This is a genomic window from Alistipes onderdonkii (genome assembly GCF_025145285.1).
Lineage (GTDB): Bacteria > Bacteroidota > Bacteroidia > Bacteroidales > Rikenellaceae > Alistipes > Alistipes onderdonkii.
In genome coordinates, this window is sequence record NZ_CP102251.1 from 1904046 (window position 1) to 1925591 (window position 21546).

Below are 21546 nucleotides of genomic sequence, written 5' to 3' on the forward strand. Positions count from 1 at the left end.
TGGGCGGTTGTATGCTTGCGCGGGCCGGCTGGGCCGGGTGCATGGCCGGGCACATGGCTGGAGCAGGCTTGGGCGAGAGCCGTGTGGCGTGTGTGGTGTGTCGCGGGCGATGCCGGAAAGAGGAGTTCCGGAAGAGTTCCGGGGAACTTCCGGGCATAAAAAAAAGCGGCAGACCGCGCCTCTTCGGTCTGCCGCAGGCAGGAGTTTTACTTGAAAGTGGGAGTTGTTACCAAAAAACTATTGGGATGTGCGACCCCTGCTTTGGGGAACTGGTTTCCCGCATCCCCGGCACCGTCCCGAAGGACGGCGCCGGATATTGCGGAAAGGGAAGCTAAACTTATTCGGTTACGGGGGTCAGCTTGAACTCGAAGACCGAGCTTTCGTTGTATCCGTAGTTGCCCGTTACGGCGATCTTTGCCTTGACGGTGAAGGTCTTCACAAAGGTCTGGGCCGTGTTGTCGTTCACAATGAACTTGTAGCCGTCGGTGAACCGGTAATCCAGTACCGAAGTGCCGTCTTCGCAAGCGACCGATGCGATCGACCACGTAGCGTTCAGGTTGTAGGTATTGCTGATCGAAGCCCAGTTCATGACACCGATCCACTGGTTCGTTACCACGCCGCCTTCCGTTGCCGAGAACAATTCGTTGTTTTCGAAGTCATACAGCTGGGCATAGTCGTAGAGGTTGATCTCCTTGCGTACGTTGGCCGGAACCTCGATCGAAACATTCTCAGCTACGGTCGGAACGGCGGTGATCGGTTTCTTGACCGCTACCTTGAAGTTGCGAACCTCGACCTTGCTGTCGTTTGCATCGTACAGCGTCGTGGTGATGGTGATGTCGTCTGCCGGGTAGGCGCTGTTCCAGTTCAGCGTCTTGCCGTCCGCCGCGATGGCCGGGCACTGGCCTGCCACCATGCTCTGCGGGATGTTCACGGCATACGTAACCGTTGCACCCACATCGGCTGGCTGTGCATAGAGGGCCAGCGTCAGGTCTACGTTATTGTACTTGAAGGTACTGTTCCGGTAGGTGAGACGTCCTGTCGAGAAATCGAGTACGCCTTCGAGCGTTACCACGCCGTTCAGCAGGCGTGCGCCTTCCTGGAGCTTGACCGTGGGCTTGGTTACCGTGAAGTTGCCGGCCACCTTGATCTTGGGCCCGTAGGGAACCTCGATCGTCTGGTTCGCATTCATCGAGAAGCCGATAGCACCCGTCGAGAAGTCCATGTTGCTCAGCGTTACACCGAAATGCGGGTTGGAAGCGGCTATACCGTTGAAGAATTGAATAGTCCGGTCTGTCCTGCCTGCATTGGGGGTCAGCGTCGAGGTGAAAGTCTCAGCGGCTGCCTTGCTAACGAATTTCCATACATTGGAACGAGTATTACCGAAATACCTGCGTAGGTCAGCAGAGCTGTAAACGCCTTTATCCCCAGCATTCCCTGAGATCTGGTCATATGTGTAGACATTCTGTTCCGTCAGGATGGGCTTCAGCGTCTTCGAAATATCGAGCGTCTGTGCCGTCGGGCCGTTTACGGTGATCTCGGCCGTAACCTTGATCTGGTCGCCCGCCAGAATGTCGATCGTCTTGCTTACCTTGATCGTCCGGACGCCTTCGCTGTAGGAGTAACCCGAAACCTGGAACTGGATCCACTGCGAGTCGGGATCGTCGTGCGGGAGCGAGGAGCGTACTGCGGATACCTTGATACCTGCATCCAGGCCCGAGGCTTCCTCTACGACCCATTCGATCGGGTTTTCCAGATAGCCTGCGATGTCGTTGAACTGCTCTGCGGTGAGTGCGGGAGCGCCGCCGGTAGCCGCGAAGCGGCCTTCGCTGGTCGTGTATACGACGTTCGAGAAGTCGCCGGCAGCGTTCGTATCCCACTTAGTATACTGCCAATCGAACGAAGTCGGAGCCACGGCATAGTCGCCCAGCATTTCGCGGGTGTAAGTGATAACGGCAACGTACTGATCGAGGGTTACGATCTTGTTGTTTACAGTCATGGTCATGTCGCCCCTGTCGGTAACCGTACCGCCGATATTGCGGGTATTGGGCGTTTTAACCGTAACAGTCTCCTTCGTCACGCGGTTGCCCGCTACGTTGTAGGATTGTGCCAAAGCCGGCGAGAAGGTGAAGTCGCTCGCGGTGATACCATTCGTGGAAACTGCAGCCGCACGCGATACGTTGGCGGCAACCTCGTCGCCGTCCTTCATGAATTTCGGCAGAATGTCCCAGTCGTACTTCTTGGCAGCGTCGGCTACCGGGATCAGCGTACCGTCGAAGTCTTCGAACACGACTACATATTCGCCCATCATCTTGAGGGGGGTCTTGTCGTTGTAGAACTTCGAATATTTTACCGTGTTGTACTCCAGGGCGCTCAGCGGCTGGTAGCCTTCGCCTTCGGGTTTGGCGACGATGAATTGGTCGGTGAGGTTTTCGCCGTCGGGTACGACTGCGTAGTATTTCGAAATGAACTCGATACCCTGCATACCTTCGCTGGCGCTGGTCTGTACGATTTTCAGGGCGATGGCGAGCACTTTTTCCTCTTCGAGCTGCTGCTTGTAGTAGTCCGTGTTGATCAGCATGCGGAACTGGCCTTTGGCCGCGCTTACCAACTCTACCTTTTCGATGTTGGTGTACTGGGCGCGCGTATTGGACGGGTTTATCTCTTCCTCGCAGAAATCAAGCGATACCGTACCGTTGGCATAACCCGTGACGATGCCGCCGGCGAGTTTGGCGGGGGCAACCTGGAAGGTGATCCACTTTTTGGGGTTGGTGTTCACGTCGATAGGCTCGCCGTTGTCGGGCAAGATATAATCGTTGCCCAACTGGATCATGTTCTCCGCCATCTCGTCCCATAAGCACGAGGGAACGAGTTCCAGCGACTGGATACGGTCGGCGAGTTCGCCTACCTGGCCTTCGAGTGCTCCGATACGCGCTTCGTGGGCGTCGATCTGATCCTGGAGGTTCTGTTTGAGGGCGTCGAGTTTCGATTTCAGCTCCGTGCCGATGATGCCGTCTTCGGCCAGCGCCGAGGTGATGATGCCGTTCACGCCGGCGAGGAATTCATCACAGTTCGCGTTGTAGGTGGCTTTCACCTCTGCGAGTGTCGTTTTGGCGTCGATGGCGCTCTGCAGGCGCTGCTCGAGCAGGGCCAGCGTACCGCCGTCCTTGGTCATCTCCTCCATCCATGCGTTGAGCGTGTCGATCTCGGCTTCGGCGGCGTCTGCACGGCCTTCGATGCTGGTCTTGAACTCGCCGTAGGCCGTGAGGAACGCCTCGTAGGTGCTCTTCAGCAGGTAGTTGTCGAGCATAGCTACAACGTCTGCCTTGGCAGCGTCGATGTAACCCTTGATCGTCTGGCCCTCGGGGAACCCGGCGCAGAGAGCCTGCAATACCGAGATAGCCTGGGCGTTGGCCTGAAGCGACTGGTTGGTTGCCTGCGTGAAAGCATCGTATTCCGACTGGTCCACCTTGCCGGCGATCTGGGTCTTCATCGTTTCGATCTGGCCCTTGATGGCGTCGATCGCTTCGTTGCAGGCCGTGATCTTAGTGTCCAGCGCGGCGATCTCGCCAGCGAACTTGGCATCCAGTGCGGCCAGTTTCTGGTCGATGACCGTCTTGGTGTAGTAGTTGGCTGCCAGATCGTCGGCGACCTTCTTGATTTCGGCTTTGAGGTCGGTGTTGTAACCTTCGACTTTCGAACCCAGGGCGTTCAGGTCGCCGGTGAGTTTTGCGATGTCTGCTTCGTGGGTGCTCTTCAGCGCAGCGATCGACGATTCGAGCGCACTCTTCGCTGCCGTCAGATCCGAAGCCTGTTTCTCCAGGGCGGTTTTTAATTCTGCGTCAGCTGCTTTATAGGCGGTTTCAAGCGAAGCGATCGACGAGTTGATGGCGGCAATCTGCTGCTCTAAAGTAGCGAGTTTTCCCGTTTCCAACTGGTCGAGGCGATCGTTCACTTTGTCGATGTCGTCGTCGTAGTCCTTACAACCGACACCGGCTAACATTGTTCCCGTGAGGAACAGTGCAAGAAATTTTCTGAATAAGTTTTTTTTCATAGTAATGAAGAATTGAAATGGAATTGTTTTTTAGTGTTGACGCATTTAGTTTTATCAATAGAGTGACGCTTGCTATTTCTCATTCGCGGAGTCTGCCTTTTTTGTAGTATTTCATAGACTTTTCAGACCATCAAACACGTTATTTGTATTAAGTGACGCATTCTTTATAATTAGTTGACGCATTAAATTTTCCAGTTATGACACCATAGTTGCTGGTATCATATATGATACGCATGGTGCAAATATATATATAAAAATTTGCACAACAAAATTTTTATCCAAATTTTTGAAATGGGAGTTGTTTACGAGGAGGAGATATCCTATATCTCTTCCAGGATCAGAGAGTTGAGGAAGGAGCGACGTCTGACGGTACAGGAACTTGCATACCGTTGCGACATGGAAAGATCCAATTTGAGCCGTATCGAAGCGGGACGTACGAACCTTACGGTCAAAACGATGTGTATCATTTGTAATGCGCTGAGTGTGAGCCTGCGCGATGTAATTCGCTAAAAGGGATATACCTATATTTATATATCCCGGCCTTATCGTCCGAAGGGTTCTTTTTTTGGGCATTTTCGGTAATTTATCGTATATTTACGACCGAAACAAAATAAGGTACAGCTATTTGTGAACACTATCGATTTGATCGTCTGCCTCATGCTGGTGTTAGCCGTCTGGAACGGTTGGCGCCAAGGATTTGTCATGCAGGTATGTTCGTTGGCCGGAATCATCGCAGGCATCTGGGTTGCTTCACGTTATGGTGCCGAAGTCGGCGCCTGGCTCAAGCTTGACGAGACGATTTCAGCTGCCGGAGGTTTCGTCGTGGTGCTCCTGGCGGTCGTCCTGCTGGTGGCCATCGCCGGACGGCTGGTACGCAAATTGTGCCACTTTGCCGGGTTCGGGATAGCCGATATCGTACTGGGCATCGCCGTATCCGTTTTGAAATACATGCTGCTGCTGAGCGTCCTGTTTTCGGCGTTCGACACGCTGAACGAGGACTACACCCTGATCGGGGCCCGTACGATCGAGAAATCAAAAAGTTACAAACCCGTCATGCGCCTCTCCGAGCGTATTTTCCCGTTCCTGGAATGGGTCGGCGAACAGGTGCCGCAACAAGCACGGGAGCAGGACGAAGAATAGCCGATGGGAAAACGGTTCACAGGCGTGGTGATACGCGCCACAGGGAGTTGGTACGAGGTGCTGCACGACGGGGAGGCCGTCCGCTGCCGCATCCGCGGGCGCCTGCGTCTGAAAGGCATCCGGTCGACCAACCCGGTGGTGGTGGGCGACCAGGTCACCTGCGAGTCCGACGACGGGGGCGACTACGTCATCTGCGACATCTGTCCCCGCCGCAACTATGTGATCCGTCGGGCTTCGAACCTTTCGAAGGAGTCCCATATCATCGCCGCAAACATCGACCAGGCATTGCTGCTGGCGACATTGCGGGCCCCGGAAACGGCCACGGAGTTCGTAGACCGCTTCCTGGTGACCTGCGAGGCCTACAAGGTGCCCGTAACGATCGCACTTTCGAAAGCCGACCTGCAGGATCCGTCAGCCATGGCGGAATTCCGCGCCGTATACGAAGGTGCCGGATACCGCGTGCTGGAGGTTTCGGCCACGGAAGGTGTCGGCGTCGAAGCGGTCTGCGAACTGCTCGAAGGCCGCGTGACGCTGTTGTCGGGGAACTCGGGCGTTGGAAAATCGACGCTCATACATGCCATCGACCCGTCGCTCGACATCCGTACAGGGGAGATCTCCGACAGCCACCATAAAGGGCGTCATACCACGACCTTCTCGACGATGTACCCGCTGGCCGGGGGCGGGGCGGTGATCGACACGCCCGGCATCAAGGGGTTCGGGCTGATCGACATCGACGATGCCGAGCTGTGGCACTATTTTCCGGAGATGATGCGCGTCGCCCCTGAGTGCCGCTTCTACAACTGCACCCACACTCACGAGCCGGGGTGCGCCGTGGTCGAAGCGGTCAGGGAGGGGAAAATCGCCTATGCCCGCTACGAGAGTTACCTGAAAATCCTCGATGAAGATGAAAAATACCGCAAATAGGGACACCGCCTGGTATGGCGCGCGTACGGCCTGCCTTGCGGAATTCATGACCCCCGAACGCAATGAGGTACTTCGCCGCACGGTCGCCATGCGTACACGTTACATGACCGTTATGGCCGAAAACATGTACCACGGGCAGAATGCAGCGGCGCTGATCCGCCATTGCGAAGCCTTCGGCATACAGGAGATGCACACCGTCGAGACACTCTGCAGATTCGACCCCAATCCCGATATCGCCCGCGGCACCGACCAATGGGTCGACGTGCAGCGCCATCGCTCTACCGCCGAGGCGCTCGCCGCACTGCGCCGGGACGGGTACCGCATCGTGGCGACAACACCCCACCGCGAGGATGTGACGCCCGAGACTTTCGACGTCACGCGCGGGCCGTTCGCACTGGTCTTCGGCACCGAGCACGCCGGAATATCCGACGAAGTCATCGCAGGGGCGGACGAATTCCTGCGCATCCCGATGTGCGGCATGGTCGAAAGCCTGAACGTTTCGGCATCGGCCGCAATCCTGATCTACATGCTCTCGGAGCGGGTACGGCTCACGGTCGGCGACTGGCGCATGGACGAGGCGCGGCAGGCCGAAGTGCTCTACCGCTGGATGATGTCCAGCGTGAAGGATGCCGGGGGAATCCTCGCCCGAAAATTCGGAAACCGACCATGAATACCATCCTCAGAAAACAATTCCTGGCCCATGTCGGCCAGACCTCGCCGTCCCCGATGCTGGTCGAGGTGGCGCGCGCCGAAGGGTCGTTCTTCTATACGCCCGAAGGAAAACGCTATTACGACCTGGTCGCCGGAGTATCGGTGAGCAACGTCGGGCACTGCAATCCTGCCGTCGTGAAGGCCGTACAGGAACAGGCCGCGCGTTACATGCACGTCATGGTCTACGGCGAACTGGTCGAAACGCCACAGGTGGAGTATGCCGCAAAGGTGGCGTCGCTGCTTCCGGGCGGGTTGTCGAGTCTCTATTTCGTCAATTCGGGCGCCGAAGCGGTCGAAGGGGCGCTCAAGCTGGCCAAACGCTATACCGGACGCACGGAGCTGGTCTCCATGCGTCGTGCCTACCACGGGTCGACCCACGGGTCGATGAGCATGATGGGGGCCCCTGAAGGCGAGGAGTGGAAAGGAGCTTTCCGGCCCCTGCTGCCCGACGTGCAGGCAATCGAATTCAACGATTTCGGGGAGTTGGAGCGCATCACGCGCCGCACGGCATGCGTCCTTGCAGAACCCGTGCAGGGCGAAGCGGGCGTCCGCCCGCCTGTCCCGGGCTATCTGGAGGCGCTGCGGCGCCGTTGCGACGAAGTCGGGGCGCTGCTCGTATTCGATGAGATACAGACCGGCATGGGGCGCACGGGAGCGCTGTTCGCCATGCTCAAATACGGCGTTGCACCCGACATCGTGTGTCTGGCCAAGGCATTCGGGGGCGGCATGCCGCTGGGTGCGTTCGCGGCGCGGCCCAAGATCATGCAGACCCTGCAGGAGAATCCCGTGCTGGGGCACATAACCACCTTCGGCGGACATCCGGTATGCTGTGCAGCCGGGCTCGCCGCGCTGAATTACCTGCTCGACAACAAGGTCGTCGAAGGGGTCGAGGCGAAGGGCGCACTCTACGCTCAACTGCTGGGCAACCATCCCGCGGTGCGGGAAATCCGCCGCAGCGGACTGTTGCTGGCGGTCGAGTTGGGCGAGCCGCAGAAACTCTACCGCATCATGGAACTGTTCAAGCAGGCGGGGATCCTGAGCGACTGGTTCCTGTTCTGCGACACGGCGTTCCGCATCTCCCCGCCACTGACGATTTCGGAGGAGGAGATTCGCCAAAGCGCGGCGCTGATCCTCAAATGCCTCGACGAATTGGGATAGGCCGGGCGCGCAAACGAAAAAGAGGGTCGGAAACCCTCTTTTTTTCGTGTTACGCCGGAATCTCCCGGCCGCGATCACCCGCTGTCAGCACTTATGCGGCAACTATTTTCCGACGGCGGCGCATGCCGGCTGTAATTTTCCGCAGCGCCGTGCCTGCCCCGGCTGCCGGAGTCTGCCGAGGCAGCGGCCTCTTATCCTTCGGCCAATGACTTGAGCAGGGCGATCTCCTCCGGCCAGCGCTGCTCGTCGGGGGTTTCGAGGATCAGCGGGATGCCGTCGAAACGCGCGTCCTGCATGATGTAGCGGAAACACTCCATGCCGATCATCCCCTCGCCCAGCGGCGTGTGGCGGTCGACATGGCTGCCGAGAATCTTCATGGCGTCGTTCAGGTGCATCCCCTTCAGGTACCCGAATCCGACCACGCGTTCCAGCTCCGCAAAGGTTTTGTCGCAGGCCTCCGCCGTCCGCAGGTCGTATCCGGCGGCAAAGGCATGGCAGGTGTCGATGCAGACCCCCACGCGCGATTTGTCTTCGACCCGCTCGATCAGGTAGGCCAGATGTTCGAAGGCGAACCCGAGGTTCGAACCCTGTCCGGCCGTGTTTTCGATCACGGCCGTCACGCCGCGGGTCTTGTCCAGTGCGATGTTGATCGACTCGGCGATCAGGTCGAGCGACCGTTCGGGCGAAATCTTTTGCAGGTGGCTGCCGGGGTGGAAGTTCAGCCGGTCGAGCCCCAGCGCTTCGCAGCGCTGCATCTCGTCGAGGAAGGCTGCGCGCGACTTCTCCAGAGCCTCCCGTTCGGGATGCCCGAGGTTGATCAGGTACGAGTCGTGGGGCAGTATCTGCGCGGGTGTATACCCGTACTTGTCGCAGGCTTTGCGGAAGGCGTCGATCTGCGCTGCGGTAAGCGGCGCGGCCACCCACTGGCGCTGGTTCTTCGTGAAAAGGGCGAAGCCCGTGGCCCCGATCCCGTGTGCATTGGCGGGCGCGTTTTCCACACCTCCCGCAGCACTTACGTGTGCTCCGATATATTTCATATGATTGTCTCTGTATTAACTTAAGACAAAGTTAAGGATTTTGTAAATAATTTCATAAATTTGCATGTTGAATTTGTAATTATAATCGCTTCACTATGAAATATTTTTACCTGCTTTTCGGACTTGTTCCCGCCCTTTTGGCCGGCAGTCCCGCGCTCGCACAAATATCCATCGACGAAGTCGATGCCAAAGAGGACAAGGTGACCTTCGAGGACAAACTGAAATCCACCTCCGTCGATGTGGACTATTTCAGCCTGGCCCGCTACAAGGCCGAACGCGCCGCAATCCGCAAGGAGCGCAACTACCTCGAATTCAGCGGCGGCATACAGGGTTCACTCATGTCATATAACGACCCGTGGATCTCGGTCTCGGGCGGTGACAACTCCATTGCCCTGACGGCGGTTTTCGGGCTGCGCCACCTCTTCACGAAAAACCTCTTCACGCTCGAAACCAAGTTCAATGCCAAGCTCGGCTACAACCGCATGAAGGTCGAAACGACGCAGAAAGATGACGAAGGCAACGAATACACCGACAGCGAAGGCATCTGGTTCAAGAACCAGGACGAATTCGTGATTTCCGTCGCCCCGTCGTTCAAGATGTCCGACAACTGGTCGTACGGTTCGATCCTGAATTTCCGCAGCCAGTTCGTCAACGGTTATAAATCGCGTACGGAACAAAAGGAGGAGCACCTCAAGAGCAAGTTCATGACCCCGGCTTACCTCGATATCTCGCTCGGTATCACCTATAAAAGCCCCAAGGCCAAATTCCCGATCGTGGTCAACATCTCGCCGATCGCCCTGAATGCCACCTTTGCCGAAAACGACCTGATCCGCAAAACGAACGGATTCAACTACGGTATTGAAGACCCCGACAAGACGTCCAAATACGAAGGCGGTTCGTCGATCCAGATCGATTTCGACCGCACGTTCGGCAAGACAGGGTTCCTGCGCTACCGCACGACGCTCTATTCCTTCTACGGCTGGATCACCGACATCGGCCAGAAAAACAAGATCAGCGACTATTCCGAATACCGGATTGCATATGACGACTGGGTGGAGAAAGGCAGCGACATCAAGACCAAGCCCCGCCTGCCGATCCACCCGATCGTGCGCTGGGAAAATACGATCGACATCAAGGCAACAAAATACCTCTCCACGTCGTTAAGTTTCCAGCTCTACTACAACCGGGCGCAGAACCTCGACGTGCAGACCCGCACGCTGCTGAGCGTCGGCCTGACGTATACGTTCAAGAACAAGGAAAAACCGCAAAAATAGTCCGGCCGCCGGCCGGCGTATGACACGCAAATGTATAAGAACTCGAAATACACCGTCCTCTTCCCGCTGCTGCTGGCAGCGGGTGTTGTGTTGGGGCTGCTGCTGGGGCAGTACATGGGCCGCAACAGCACCACTTCAGAGATCAAAGGGATGCTCCGCCAGATGGCGCTGCCCACCAACAAACTCACCTATACGCTTTCGCTCATCGAGAACCAGTATGTCGATTCGGTAGCCATGGATTCGCTTGCCGAGCACGTCATCCCGCTGCTGGTCAAGGAACTCGATCCCCACTCGGTCTATATTCCGGCATCGGAGATGCAGGAAATCAACGAACCGCTCGAAGGCGAATTCGACGGCATCGGTGTGGTCTTCAACATGGCGACCGACACGGTGATCGTGCTGAACGTCATCCCGCAGGGCCCGAGCGACAAGGCCGGCATCAAGGCCGGCGACCGCATCATCGAGATCAATGACACGCTCGTCGCGGGGCAGAAACTCCCGCAGCGCGACGTGGTGAAGAAACTGCGCGGCCCGCGCGGCACGACCGTACACCTCGGGCTGGGACGCCAGGGTATCACCGACCTGGTGGGCGTCGACGTCGTTCGCGACAAGATTCCGATCAAAAGCGTAGAATCGGCGTTCTGCATTGCCGACGGCATCGGTTACATCAAGCTGGGACAGTTCGCACGGACGACCTTCGACGAGATGCAGGCATCGCTGGATACGTTGCGTGCGCAGGGCGCCACCAAACTCATCTTCGACCTGAGGGGCAACTCGGGCGGCTATCTCGACCAGGCCATCATGGTCGCCAACGAATTCCTGCACAAAGACCAGCTGATCGTCTACACGGAAGACCGCCAGCATAAACAACTCCGCGAATACGCCGACGGCACGGGCGCCGCACAGGACATGGATGTTGTGGTGCTGATCGACGAGGGAAGCGCGTCGTCGAGCGAAATCCTCGCCGGGGCATTACAGGATAACGACCGTGGTACGATTGTTGGTCGCCGTTCGTTCGGCAAGGGACTCGTCCAGCGTCAGATCCCGTACAGCGACGGATCGGCATTGCGGCTCACCACGGCGCGTTACTACACGCCTACGGGCCGTTCGATCCAGAAACCCTATACGATCGGCGACGACGAAAGTTACGAAGAGGACATCTGGAACCGGTATAAGAACAACGAGTTCTTCTCGGCCGACAGCATCCACTTCGCGGATTCGCTCAAACGGGTGACTCCGGGCGGGAAGGTGGTCTACGGCGGCGGGGGTATCATGCCCGATGTCTTCGTGCCGGCCGATACGACCGACGTAACGAAATATTTTGTCGAGGTGGCGGGGCGCAACATCCTCTACCGCTACACGATTGAATATGCAGACCGTCACCGCGAAGCGTTGAACCGGGTCAGGACGATCCCCGAACTCCAGGCGTTGCTGGACAGCGACAAGGGCCTCGTGGAGGATTTCATCCGCTATGCGGCACGCAAAGGCGTCGCGCCCGATTACCGGGACATCGCCCGCTCGCGCAAGCTGATCGAGGCCCAGCTGAGGGCTTATATCGGCCGCAACACGGCGCTGGAGGACAACGGCTTCTACGCCAACATCTATCCCGTCGACAACGTGGTGGTGCGTGCCATCGGGATATTAAACGATACACAGAAAAATGATTAAAAAACTCATCGGTATTATCGTGGCCGTGGCGGTGATCGTCATCGTCGTCATTGCGGCCATCCGGCGCGACAATTTCCAGTCGATGTTGCTGCGCGACGAGATCGAAAACCAGACCTTCCCGGAACCTGTCGTTACCGGCCAGCCGGCGGCACCCGTGGCGGGTGAAATCGAGGTGACGGATTCGGTAACCGTCGAGGTGGTCGATTCGATTCGGTAATACCTGTCCGGGAAGCATACGGGAAATACCCGTCCGGAGACCTGCCCGGAAACCACCGATCCCGGCTCCGGATAATATCTCCGAGGAAGATATTTTCCCGGGGGAAACGGATCGAAATCACATCGGATCGGGATCATAACAGGCAGCAGCCCCCGCGGGGGCTGCTGCCTGTCGTATTCCTGAAATCCGTCACAAAGTCCGGACTGCCGCATCCCGTATCTTTCCCGGCACGCACATGCAGTATCGGGCGATTTCCCGCATTTATTAGGTAGTCCGTCCCTTTCGGCCGCGACTGCGAGTTCTGCACATATCCCGGCCGCGGGCAGCCAAAGTACATCCTCCGTTTGCATGAATAATCCCGGCTGCACCGGCGACCGGGATATTGTTCCTCGGGGTGGGGCGGTTCTGGCCATCGGGAATGCCTCGCAGATGTCGGCAAGCCGTAGGCGGAAGAATTCGACCGCATGATGTTTCCGAGAAAGCAACCGTGGCGACAGAGGGGGGGGGCAGTATCCTCGGCGACTCGCGGAAAATGGATCCTCCGTTTCTGTCGGTTCGAACAACCTCATCCCGTGCAGTCGAAAGTGTATAGCACGATCTTTCCCCTGTCGTATCGCTCATTCATTCGTCAAAAAAAACAGCAGCCCGTTGCGGGCTGCTGCATACCTCCTCCGGGAACTGCCGAAGATCAGAAATATTTGATCTCCCTGCCCTCGATCGCCGAAAGGATATTGTTTGCGGCGGACGATGCGCCGATACGGAACAGGTCGGTCGTAAGCCACTCCTTACCGAGGATCTCCTCGACGATGGTATAGTAAAGTGCGCCGTCTTCGGCCGTGCGGACTCCGCCGGCAGCCTTGAATCCGACCTTGCGGCCGGTCTTCTCATAGTAATCGCGGATGGCCTGGCACATGACGACCGCTGCTTCGGGAGTCGCTGCGACGTCGATCTTGCCCGTCGAGGTCTTCACGAAATCGGCACCTGCGAACATCGACAGCAACGATGCCTTGCGGATCAGGTCGGGGGTTTTCAACGCCCCGGACTCGATGATGACTTTCAGTACGATGTCGCCGTCCATCTCGGAACGGATCACCTCTACCTCGTTCGCCGCCTCGTCGTATTCGCCCGTAAGCATACGCCCCACATTGAGCACGATGTCGATTTCATCGGCGCCGTTCTCCACGGCCATCGCCACTTCGAGGGCCTTCACTTCGAGGAAGGTCTGGGCTGCAGGGAACCCGCCGCCCACACTCGTAATGCGCATCGGAGTGCCATCGACGGCCAGCCCCACGGTCTCGACGAATGCCGGATAGATACAGATCGAAGCGACATTGGGAATATGGGGATACTTCTGGTAGAACTCGGCGGCTTTGCGGGCAAACTCCGTGACCGAAGTCACCGAGTCGTTGCACGACAGGGTCGTGAGGTCGATAGCCGAGTAGCACAACTTGTATACCTCGGTATTGTGGTTGCGTTTCGCGGCTTCGCGGATGCGGGCGACCTCCTGGTCTACCTGGGCTGCGCTCCACGCGGGAGCATATTCGTTCAGATGGTTGGCGTATTCCATAATAATCGCTGTTTTTACAAAATTAGGAAAAAATATTCATACGCGCGGTTCCCGTCCGTAAATTTTTCCCGTCATACCGGCTATCCTGCAAAAAAAGAGCCTGAACCGCCGGGTTCAGGCTCTTTTTATCGGTTGACGGCGATTATTTGTTCAGCGCCTTCAGGTTGATGTCGTTGGCAGCCTTCTGAGCCAGTTTCGGGTTCTTCGAAACAGCGCTCTTCAGCTGAGCCTCTGCGGTCTTCAGATCACCCTCCTTGGCTGCGATAACGGCACGCAGGTAGTCGGCGTCGGCCGAGTTGTCCTTGGAGATGGCCTGCTTGGCGGCAGAAAGGTTGTTGCTCATCACCTGAGCCACGGCCTCGTTGTAACCGTCGAGGTTCTGGGCAGCAGCCTTGTAGTCGCCCTCGGCAGCAGCGATAGCGGCCTTGGCCTGTGCATCGGCAGCCTTGGCATACTTCTTAGCCTCGGCGGTGTTGCCGTTGGCCAGGTTGCCCAGGATGAGGTTCTTGGTGATTTCGCTCGACGAATCCATCTTGGCAGCCTTCTCGAACGATTTGAGCGCAGCAGCCTTGTCGCCTGCCTTGGCCTGTGCGATACCCAGGTTGTTGTAAACGCGGGCGTCGTTGTATTTCTTCGAAGCGGCGGTCAGGATGGCAACCTGCTCCTCGGCACCGTTGGCCAGCGTCTCGGCAGCATAGAGGTACTCCTCTACGGTAAGCTCCTGGCCGTTGCGGAACGCAGCCATGATCTCGGCGTCGGTCTTGCCCTGGATGTCGGTGCTGTTCACGATCTGCGAGCGACGCAGTTCGGGAAGAACCTCCTCTTTCAGTTCGTTGAATACCGAAGACATGTTCTTGATTTCGCTCTCACGCTCTGCGGGCGAGTTGTAGAGGCTCAGCACCTGGAGAATGAGGTTCTTGTCCTTGATGTTCGACTTCTCGACCAGTTCCTTGAAACCGTCCCAGTCCTCACCGTAGGCGGCAGCGTCGATGTCCAGGCCCGAATCCTTCAGCAGCTTGGCAACGACTTTCTTACCGGACTCGCTGCGCGACTTCGACAGTTTGTCGTTGAATTTCACGGGGCCATCGGGCGAAGCATAACCTTTCACGGCGATGTTCTGCGTGGCACGGTCGTTCTGCAGTTTGGCGTCTACGTCAGCCTTGAACGCGTCGAGGTTGGCTTTCTTCTCGTTCTTCTTGGTTACGACCGACGAGTTGATCGCATAGAGCAGATCGGTCTTGTCGACGACGGTGGTCACCTTCTTGTAGTTGTTGGCCATCGGGGCCATCAGGTCGGAGTATTTCAGATCCTTCTGGAGCGTATTGAGACCATAAGCTACGGTCAGGCCGAATTCCTTGGCCAGAGCGGCCTTGGCAGCCTCGTCGTTACCGGCCAGCACGGCAGCCTGCTCCTTGGTCGGGATGGCGCCGGTGTTCAGGTTCACGAGCGTGAATTCCTTGCACTTGCCGCCCGGGCATTTGATCTCGGCGCGGAGCTGCAGGGCGCACTTGTCCATACGGGGGTCGTAGGGGAACTCTACGTGCTGCGTGAAATTGCCTCCGTTCTTCTTGTCGATGACCGTGTAGTTCTCGTCGACTTTCGAACCCTGGAGATATTTGGCGGCACCGGCAACCTCGCCACCGTCGAATACGATCACGGGAGTTACTTTGATAACGGCTTTCGCGTTGAAATACTTAACCGGGAACGTAACATTGATGTCAGCGGCAACGATACCGTTGTTCAGCGTCAGAATCTCGGGGGTAACCGTCAGGTTGATGTCATCCCGGTTCTTGGCCATCTTCTTGAAGCAATTACAGCTCGAGAATACCAGTGCGGCAGCTACGAGCACAACGCTCAATTTCATTAGATTTTTCATAATCGGTTAATTTAATGTGTTTATTTTAAATGTTTGCCTTTTTATCTGTCTTTCGGCCCGGTTCGTACGGAATGCGCGGTATTGCATCTTCCAACTCCCCAGCCAGAACAACGCAAATATAGAAAACTCTTGGTAATTGTGCAATATTTCAGGCGGAATTTCAGTACTTTTCCGCCCGAAAATATCACATTAACAGTCGTTTTACTCTTCTTTGCGTTCAGGGCGTCCGTGGCGTTCGTGGCGTTCGCCGCGCTCGGGACGGTCGCCACGCGGGCGGCGTTCCCGCTCCACATAGCCCTCGGGCTTGGGCAGCAGCACCTTGCGCGACAATTTGAGCTTGTTGGTCTTCGGATCCATTCCGATCAGCTTCACGTCGATCTCGTCGCCCTCTTTCAGGCCGGTCTCCTCCATGGTCTCGAAGCGCTTGTAGTCGATTTCCGAGATGTGGAGCAGGGCGTCCTTGCCGGGCATGATCTCGACGAACGCACCGAAGGTGACGATCGAACGGATCTTGCCGTGGTACGTCTCGCCGATCTCCGGGATCGCAACGATGGCCTTGATGCGGTTCAGCGCGCCGTCGAGGGCGGTCTTGTCCTGGCCGAAGATGTCCACGATACCCTTATTGTCGACCTCGGTGATCGTGATGGTCGTACCCGTGGTCTTCTGGATGTCCTGGATGACCTTGCCGCCGGGGCCGATCACGGCACCGATCATATCCTGCGGAATGGTGATCTGTACGATGCGCGGTACGAAAGGCTTGTAGTCCTCGCGCGGTTCGGCAATGCATTCGGTGATCTTGCCGAGGATGTGCAGGCGTCCCTTGCGGGCCTGCTCCAGCGCTGCGGCCAGCACCTCGTACGAGAGGCCGTCGACCTTGATGTCCATCTGCGTGGCGGTGATGCCGTCCTTGGTACCCGTCACCTTGAAGTCCATGTCGCCCAGGTGGTCTTCGTCGCCCAGGATGTCCGACAGTACGGCCCACTTGCCGCTCTGCGAATCGGAAATCAGCCCCATGGCGATACCCGAGACGGGTTTTTTGAGTTTCACACCGGCGTCCATCAGGGCCAGCGTGCCGGCGCAGACAGTAGCCATCGACGACGAACCGTTCGACTCCAGGATGTCCGATACGATACGTACGGCGTAGGGGTTCTCTTCGCCCAGCGGAACCATCGGTTTCAGGGCGCGCCATGCCAGATGGCCGTGGCCGATCTCGCGGCGGCTCAGACCGCGTGCGGCCTTGGCCTCGCCCGTCGAGAAGGGCGGGAAATTATAGTGCAGCACGAACTGCTCGGTACCCTGTACCAGCACTTCGTCCTTGACTTTTTCGTCGAGTTTCGTACCGAGCGTAACGCTGGTCAGCGACTGCGTTTCACCGCGCGTGAAGATCGCCGAACCGTGGGCTGCGGGCAGGTAACCCACCTCGCACCAGATCGGGCGGATCTCGTCGGTCTTGCGGCCGTCGAGGCGCTTGCCCTCATTGAGGATCATGTTGCGCATGGCCTTCTTCTGCACCTCGTCGTGGAAATACTTGTGGATCAGCGGGGCTTTCTCCGCCAGTTCCTCCTCGCTGTAACGCGCTGCGAACTCGGCCTCGAGGGCGTTGAACTTTTCTTCGCGCTCGTGCTTCATCGTGCCGCTCGTGGCGATGGCGTACGCCTTGTCGTAGAGCTCCTCGACGATCGTCTGGCGCAGCTGCTCGTCGTTGACCTCATGGCAGTAGGTGCGTTTCACGTCCTTGCCCAGTTCTTTCGCGAGTTCGATCTGTACGGCGCAGTGCTTCTTGATCTCCTCGTGTGCGAACTTGATGGCCCCGAGCATCACCTCCTCGGAAACCTCCTTCATCTCGCCTTCGACCATCAGGATGTTGTCGATCGTACCGCCGACCATGATGTCGAGGTCGACCTTGCCCATCTCCGAATAGTTGGGGTTGATGACGTAGTTGCCGTCGATGCGTGCCACGCGAACCTCCGAAATGGGGCCGCCGAAGGGGATGTCCGAAACGGCGAGGGCGGCCGAAGCCGCCAGGCCCGCCAGGGCGTCAGGCTGGATATCCTTATCCGCCGAGATGAGGTTCACCGTTACGTAAACCTCGGCGTGGTAATCTGCGGGGAACAGGGGGCGGAGGGCTCGGTCGATCAGGCGCGCGACGAGCACTTCGCTGTCGTTGGCCTTGCCTTCGCGCTTCATGAAGCCTCCGGGGTAGCGTCCGCAGGCGGCGTACTTCTCTTTGTACTCCACCTGGAGGGGCATGAAATCGGTGTCGGGTTTTGCGTCCTTGGCGGCCACCACGGTACCCAGGAGCATCGTATCTCCCATCTTGACTACCACGGAGCCGTCGGCCTGCTTGGCCAGTTTGCCCGTTTCGATCTCGATCTGGCGTCCGTCGGCCAGCGTGATGATCTTGCGGACTGCGTTGTACAGCTTCTTTTCTTCCATAAAAATCTAAACCTATAATGTTTTTCGAATCGTTGTCCTTTACGAAAATGAAGGCAACCCCTCGTTGGGAATTGCCCTCATTTCTCCCTCGCGGATTATCGGCGGAGGTTGAGCGTCTTGACGATGGCGCGGTAGCGCTCGATGTCGACCTCTTTCAGATACTCCAGCAACGCGCGGCGCTTACCGACCAGGCGCAGCAGTGCGCGCTGGGTTCCGAAGTCGTGTTTGTTGCTCTTGAGGTGTTCTGTAAGGTGGCTGATACGGTACGAAAACAACGCGATCTGGCTCTCGGGCGAACCCGTGTCGGTGTTAGACTTGCCGTACTGGCCGAAAAGCTCCTGCTTTTTCTCAGCTGTTAAATAAGCCATTTTTTGAAAGTTTATTTAAATTCCACTCTACGACGCATCCCCCTTACCGTGGATAACGCCAGAGCGTCCGGCAAAGTTACGAAATAATTGACAATTAAGCATGGTAAATGAAAAATTATTTACCTTTTTTACACGGATTTATCGCCTAAAACTCCGGAAAATACTATTTTTGCGGCTAAACAAGTCTACGTTATGGTAAAGACGCTTATTTTCGCACTCCTCGCGACGATGTGCGCGGCCTTCCTGTGGGGCTGCGGCGGCAAGGTTTCCTATACGACCGTCGACGGGACGATGCTCGGCACGACGCTGCACGTGGTGGCCGACGTGCAGGGCACCTCGCCGCAGGAACTCTACGCCGCCGTCATGGCGCTCGACCGTGAGGCCAAAGCCTCGATGTCGATCTTCGACCCGGCATCGCTGCTGAGCCGTCTGAACCGCAACGAAACCGACAGCGTCGACCGCCATATCGCCTTCAACCTCCGCCTGGCCGACAGCATCAGCTCGCTGAGCGACGGCCGCTACGACGTGACCGTCAAACCGCTCGTCGAGGCGTGGGGGTTCGCCGGAAAAGAGGCGCAGGAGAACCCGAACATCGATTCGATCCTGGCGTTCGTGGGACGTGGAAAGGTGCGCATCGAAAACGGCCGCCTGATAAAGGACGATCCCCGGGTGCAGCTGGATTTCAATTCGATAGCCAAAGGATACATCGTCGACCTGCTCGCGCAGCTCGTCGAGTCGTTCGGTGCCCGGAACTACATCGTCGACATCGGCGGTGAAGTCCGCTGCAAGGGTGTCAACCGGCAGGGCGATCCGTGGCGCATCGGCATCGAGACCCCGTTCGACGGCAACATGTCGAACGGCGAATACCTCCAGCGGCGTATCGGGATGACCGAAGGCGGCCTGGCCACCTCGGGCAACTACCGCCGTTTCTACCTCGACGCCAAGGGCAACAAGATCGCCCACACGATCGACCCCCGCACGGGACGCAGCGCCGTTTCGCGCCTGCTGTCGGTGACGGTCGTGGCCCCGACCTGCGCCGAGGCCGACGCCCTGGGAACCATGTTCCTGGCGATGGGAGCAGACGATGCGCTGGCCGCAGCGAAGTCCATGCCCCAGATGAAGGTCTATTTCATCCTCGCCGACGGTGCGGACGCCTATGAAGAGTATGTTTCGCCTGCCATGGAGGCGGTAATCATGCAATAACCGACTTATGAAAAGCGCAGTTTTCCTCTACAACACCCAATCAGGCAAGTGCAAGATCGGCCACTGTACCGCGAGCATCTGCACCGTATTCCGGGCTTACGGCTACGAGATCGTTCCGCAACCGATCGATTTCGAGGCCAACCCGTTCGACGGCAACGAGCAGATCGACCTGATGGTCGTGGCCGGCGGCGACGGCACGGTCAACTATGTGGTCAACGCCATGAGAAACAAGGGGCTGGATATTCCGCTGGGGGTAATCCCCGCAGGTACGGCCAACGATTTCGCAGGGGCGCTCGGCATGTCGCACAAACCGCTCGAAGCTGCAAAGCAGATCGCCTCGGGTGCCATCGACCGGGTGGACTGCGGCTGTGTGAACGGACTCTATTTCGTCAACATTTTCAGCTTCGGCATCTTTACCACCACCTCGCAGCGTACGCCCGACGAACGCAAGCACAAGATCGGCAAGCTGGCCTATATCATCGAGGGGGTCAAGGAGTTCCGGGCGATGCACGCCGTGCCGCTCCAGATCGTGGCCGACGGCCAGGCATTCGATTTCAATTCGCTCATGGTACTGGTGTTCAACGGCGAGACCGCCGGAGGATTCCGCCTTGCGCGCCGGTCGTCGATCAAGGACGGCCTGTTCGACTGCCTGATGCTCGAAAAGAAGAATTTCCTGCGTTCGACGCTGGCCATGGGACGCTACCTGTTGGGCGGAAACCCCAAGATAGTCCGCCACTTGCGGGCCCGGGCTCTGGATATCGTCTCGACACTCAACGAACCTACGGACGTCGACGGCCAGAAGGGTGCCGAATTCCCGCTGCATATCGAGTGTATCGCCGGCGGCCTGCGCGTGATGTGCCCCCGCGAAGAGGGGAAATAAAGGCGGTGCTGAATCCGGCCGCGGATATTGCGTTTTCTTTGTTTTTCGCGTAAAATGTTGCATTTCCGTATGAAAAATGTTACATTTGTCCGAAATACCACGACGATATGGCGGATAATATCAAAACGGCAAGGGCGATAAAGGAGAACGGAAGGGAGAACTTGCGTAAGGTTTCGATCTCCCGCATCAAAAAGGAGATGAACGATGTGTTCTACCTCTCCGACGACCTGGTAATCACGACGCTTTCTGCGCAGAACAATACGACGGCCGAGTACCCGGCTTCGATCGACGGTTTTTCGGCCATCATCATGATGACAGGCGAGGCGACCGTGTCGATCGACATGCAGAATTACAGTGTCAAACCCAATACGATCGTCTTTTTCAATCCCGACAGCATCATCCGCACGGTGAAATGTTCGGCGAACGCCGCAGCCTATTTCCTCGCCTTCTCCAAATCGTTCGTCAACGAAATCCAGATCGACCTTTCTACCTCGCTGCCGGTCTACATGCGCTTCGGGAAAGCCCCCGTGCTGGAAGTCGCGCCGCAGGACGTGGATGAGATACGCCAGTTGTTCCAACTGATCAAAACCATGCTGCGCAGCGACAAGGAGCGTTACCGCCACGAGATCATCCGCACGCTCTTTACCACGGCGTTCTACATCATCACCGAGATTAACCAGCGCGAGCAGCCCGGCGGAATCAAACAGGGGCGCTGCGAAGTACTTTTCGACGAATTCATGTCCCTTTTACAACAGTACAACAAGCGGGAACGCAACGTGAGTTTCTATGCCAAACAGTTGAATATCACGCCTAAATACCTTTCATCGGTCGTCAAGGAAGTCAGCGGGAAAACTGCTGCGCGCTGGATCGACGAGTCGGTGATCCTCGAGGCCAAAGCGTTGCTGAAATACTCGGGAATGAGTATCCAGGAAATCGCTTACCACCTCAATTTCTCGACCCAGTCGTTCTTCGGCAAATACTTCAAGCAGCATACCGGCACAAGCCCCTCGCGCTACAAGCGCAAAGGCTGATCGGC

At 57.4% G+C, this 21546-nt stretch carries 17 protein-coding genes; 11 read left to right on the top strand and 6 right to left on the bottom strand.

Annotation, left to right across the window (positions count from 1 at the left end; translation table 11 throughout):
• Positions 1-337 precede the first annotated feature (337 nt).
• Complete coding sequence (locus NQ559_RS07895) at positions 338-4051, bottom strand: coiled-coil domain-containing protein (RefSeq protein WP_026318440.1); 3714 nt, start codon at positions 4049-4051, stop codon at positions 338-340.
• A 291-nt stretch (positions 4052-4342) separates the two neighbouring features.
• Between NQ559_RS07895 and relB the strand changes: the two genes are divergently transcribed.
• The 5 genes from relB to NQ559_RS07920 all read left to right on the top strand — a co-directional run bounded on the left by relB (position 4343) and on the right by NQ559_RS07920 (position 7984).
• Positions 4343-4561, top strand: a complete 219-nt coding sequence (gene relB, locus NQ559_RS07900; RefSeq protein WP_022332585.1) for a type II toxin-antitoxin system RelB family anti-toxin — start codon at positions 4343-4345, stop codon at positions 4559-4561.
• Positions 4562-4678: 117 nt separating this feature from the next.
• Positions 4679-5191, top strand: a complete 513-nt coding sequence (locus tag NQ559_RS07905; protein WP_018696279.1) for a CvpA family protein — start codon at positions 4679-4681, stop codon at positions 5189-5191.
• Positions 5192-5194: 3 nt separating this feature from the next.
• Positions 5195-6115 (top strand): ribosome small subunit-dependent GTPase A, encoded by a 921-nt coding sequence (rsgA, locus tag NQ559_RS07910; RefSeq protein ID WP_018696278.1) that lies wholly within the window; start codon positions 5195-5197, stop codon positions 6113-6115.
• Positions 6096-6785 (top strand): TrmH family RNA methyltransferase, encoded by a 690-nt coding sequence (locus NQ559_RS07915; RefSeq protein WP_018696277.1) that lies wholly within the window; start codon positions 6096-6098, stop codon positions 6783-6785. The genes rsgA and NQ559_RS07915 overlap by 20 nt, the downstream gene beginning before the upstream one ends.
• Positions 6782-7984: an aspartate aminotransferase family protein gene (locus NQ559_RS07920; RefSeq protein WP_018696276.1), complete on the top strand. Its 1203-nt coding sequence runs from the start codon at positions 6782-6784 to the stop codon at positions 7982-7984. The genes NQ559_RS07915 and NQ559_RS07920 overlap by 4 nt, the downstream gene beginning before the upstream one ends.
• A gap of 191 nt (positions 7985-8175) precedes the next feature.
• On the opposite strand, the gene nfo is transcribed toward NQ559_RS07920, so the two are convergent.
• The gene (gene nfo, locus NQ559_RS07925; RefSeq protein ID WP_026318439.1) at positions 8176-9021 is read right to left on the bottom strand and encodes a deoxyribonuclease IV; all 846 of its coding nucleotides are present in this window, start codon (positions 9019-9021) and stop codon (positions 8176-8178) included.
• A 95-nt stretch (positions 9022-9116) separates the two neighbouring features.
• On the opposite strand from nfo, the gene NQ559_RS07930 reads away from it, so the two are divergent.
• From NQ559_RS07930 to NQ559_RS07940, 3 genes are read left to right on the top strand one after another with little or no spacing between them, the layout of a single operon-like run.
• The gene (locus NQ559_RS07930; RefSeq protein ID WP_018696274.1) at positions 9117-10295 is read left to right on the top strand and encodes a DUF3078 domain-containing protein; all 1179 of its coding nucleotides are present in this window, start codon (positions 9117-9119) and stop codon (positions 10293-10295) included.
• A gap of 30 nt (positions 10296-10325) precedes the next feature.
• Positions 10326-11963 carry a S41 family peptidase gene (locus NQ559_RS07935; protein ID WP_018696273.1) on the top strand — a complete coding sequence of 546 codons (1638 nt, stop codon included), beginning with the start codon at positions 10326-10328 and terminating at the stop codon, positions 11961-11963.
• The gene (locus tag NQ559_RS07940) at positions 11956-12180 is read left to right on the top strand and encodes a hypothetical protein (RefSeq protein WP_018696272.1); all 225 of its coding nucleotides are present in this window, start codon (positions 11956-11958) and stop codon (positions 12178-12180) included. Before NQ559_RS07935 ends, NQ559_RS07940 begins: the two co-directional genes overlap by 8 nt.
• Before the next feature lie 688 nt (positions 12181-12868).
• Here NQ559_RS07940 and deoC read toward each other — a convergent pair.
• The 4 genes from deoC to rpsO all read right to left on the bottom strand — a co-directional run bounded on the left by deoC (position 12869) and on the right by rpsO (position 18427).
• Positions 12869-13747 (bottom strand): deoxyribose-phosphate aldolase, encoded by an 879-nt coding sequence (gene deoC, locus NQ559_RS07945; RefSeq protein ID WP_018696271.1) that lies wholly within the window; start codon positions 13745-13747, stop codon positions 12869-12871.
• Between the two features lie 142 nt (positions 13748-13889).
• On the bottom strand, positions 13890-15611 hold the full coding sequence (locus NQ559_RS07950) for a hypothetical protein (RefSeq protein ID WP_018696270.1): 1722 nt from the start codon (positions 15609-15611) through the stop codon (positions 13890-13892).
• A gap of 213 nt (positions 15612-15824) precedes the next feature.
• Complete coding sequence (pnp, locus tag NQ559_RS07955; RefSeq protein WP_018696269.1) at positions 15825-18059, bottom strand: polyribonucleotide nucleotidyltransferase; 2235 nt, start codon at positions 18057-18059, stop codon at positions 15825-15827.
• Positions 18060-18154: 95 nt separating this feature from the next.
• Positions 18155-18427: a 30S ribosomal protein S15 gene (rpsO, locus tag NQ559_RS07960; protein ID WP_018696268.1), complete on the bottom strand. Its 273-nt coding sequence runs from the start codon at positions 18425-18427 to the stop codon at positions 18155-18157.
• A gap of 192 nt (positions 18428-18619) precedes the next feature.
• Between rpsO and NQ559_RS07965 the strand changes: the two genes are divergently transcribed.
• The 3 genes from NQ559_RS07965 (at position 18620) to NQ559_RS07975 (ending at position 21541) form a co-directional block, all read left to right on the top strand.
• Positions 18620-19630 (top strand): FAD:protein FMN transferase, encoded by a 1011-nt coding sequence (locus NQ559_RS07965; protein ID WP_018696267.1) that lies wholly within the window; start codon positions 18620-18622, stop codon positions 19628-19630.
• Positions 19631-19637: 7 nt separating this feature from the next.
• Positions 19638-20510, top strand: coding sequence for a diacylglycerol/lipid kinase family protein (locus NQ559_RS07970; RefSeq protein ID WP_018696266.1), 873 nt, complete (start codon positions 19638-19640; stop codon positions 20508-20510).
• 107 nt (positions 20511-20617) lie between these two features.
• On the top strand, positions 20618-21541 hold the full coding sequence (locus NQ559_RS07975) for a helix-turn-helix domain-containing protein (protein WP_018696265.1): 924 nt from the start codon (positions 20618-20620) through the stop codon (positions 21539-21541).
• Positions 21542-21546: the final 5 nt, after the last annotated feature.

What these genes read in the sequence shown, in the direction of transcription:
- relB (WP_022332585.1), top strand. Translation starts at nt 4,343, where the DNA reads ATGGGAGTTGTTTACGAGGAGGAGATATCCTATATCTCTTCCAGGATC.
- NQ559_RS07895 (WP_026318440.1), bottom strand. Translation starts at nt 4,051, where the DNA reads ATGAAAAAAAACTTATTCAGAAAATTTCTTGCACTGTTCCTCACGGGA.
- NQ559_RS07950 (WP_018696270.1), bottom strand. Translation starts at nt 15,611, where the DNA reads ATGAAATTGAGCGTTGTGCTCGTAGCTGCCGCACTGGTATTCTCGAGC.
- pnp (WP_018696269.1), bottom strand. Translation starts at nt 18,059, where the DNA reads ATGGAAGAAAAGAAGCTGTACAACGCAGTCCGCAAGATCATCACGCTG.
- NQ559_RS07970 (WP_018696266.1), top strand. Translation starts at nt 19,638, where the DNA reads ATGAAAAGCGCAGTTTTCCTCTACAACACCCAATCAGGCAAGTGCAAG.
- NQ559_RS07975 (WP_018696265.1), top strand. Translation starts at nt 20,618, where the DNA reads ATGGCGGATAATATCAAAACGGCAAGGGCGATAAAGGAGAACGGAAGG.
- rsgA (WP_018696278.1), top strand. Translation starts at nt 5,195, where the DNA reads ATGGGAAAACGGTTCACAGGCGTGGTGATACGCGCCACAGGGAGTTGG.
- NQ559_RS07930 (WP_018696274.1), top strand. Translation starts at nt 9,117, where the DNA reads ATGAAATATTTTTACCTGCTTTTCGGACTTGTTCCCGCCCTTTTGGCC.
- rpsO (WP_018696268.1), bottom strand. Translation starts at nt 18,427, where the DNA reads ATGGCTTATTTAACAGCTGAGAAAAAGCAGGAGCTTTTCGGCCAGTAC.
- deoC (WP_018696271.1), bottom strand. Translation starts at nt 13,747, where the DNA reads ATGGAATACGCCAACCATCTGAACGAATATGCTCCCGCGTGGAGCGCA.
- NQ559_RS07935 (WP_018696273.1), top strand. Translation starts at nt 10,326, where the DNA reads ATGTATAAGAACTCGAAATACACCGTCCTCTTCCCGCTGCTGCTGGCA.
- nfo (WP_026318439.1), bottom strand. Translation starts at nt 9,021, where the DNA reads ATGAAATATATCGGAGCACACGTAAGTGCTGCGGGAGGTGTGGAAAAC.
- NQ559_RS07915 (WP_018696277.1), top strand. Translation starts at nt 6,096, where the DNA reads ATGAAAAATACCGCAAATAGGGACACCGCCTGGTATGGCGCGCGTACG.
- NQ559_RS07965 (WP_018696267.1), top strand. Translation starts at nt 18,620, where the DNA reads ATGGTAAAGACGCTTATTTTCGCACTCCTCGCGACGATGTGCGCGGCC.
- NQ559_RS07940 (WP_018696272.1), top strand. Translation starts at nt 11,956, where the DNA reads ATGATTAAAAAACTCATCGGTATTATCGTGGCCGTGGCGGTGATCGTC.
- NQ559_RS07920 (WP_018696276.1), top strand. Translation starts at nt 6,782, where the DNA reads ATGAATACCATCCTCAGAAAACAATTCCTGGCCCATGTCGGCCAGACC.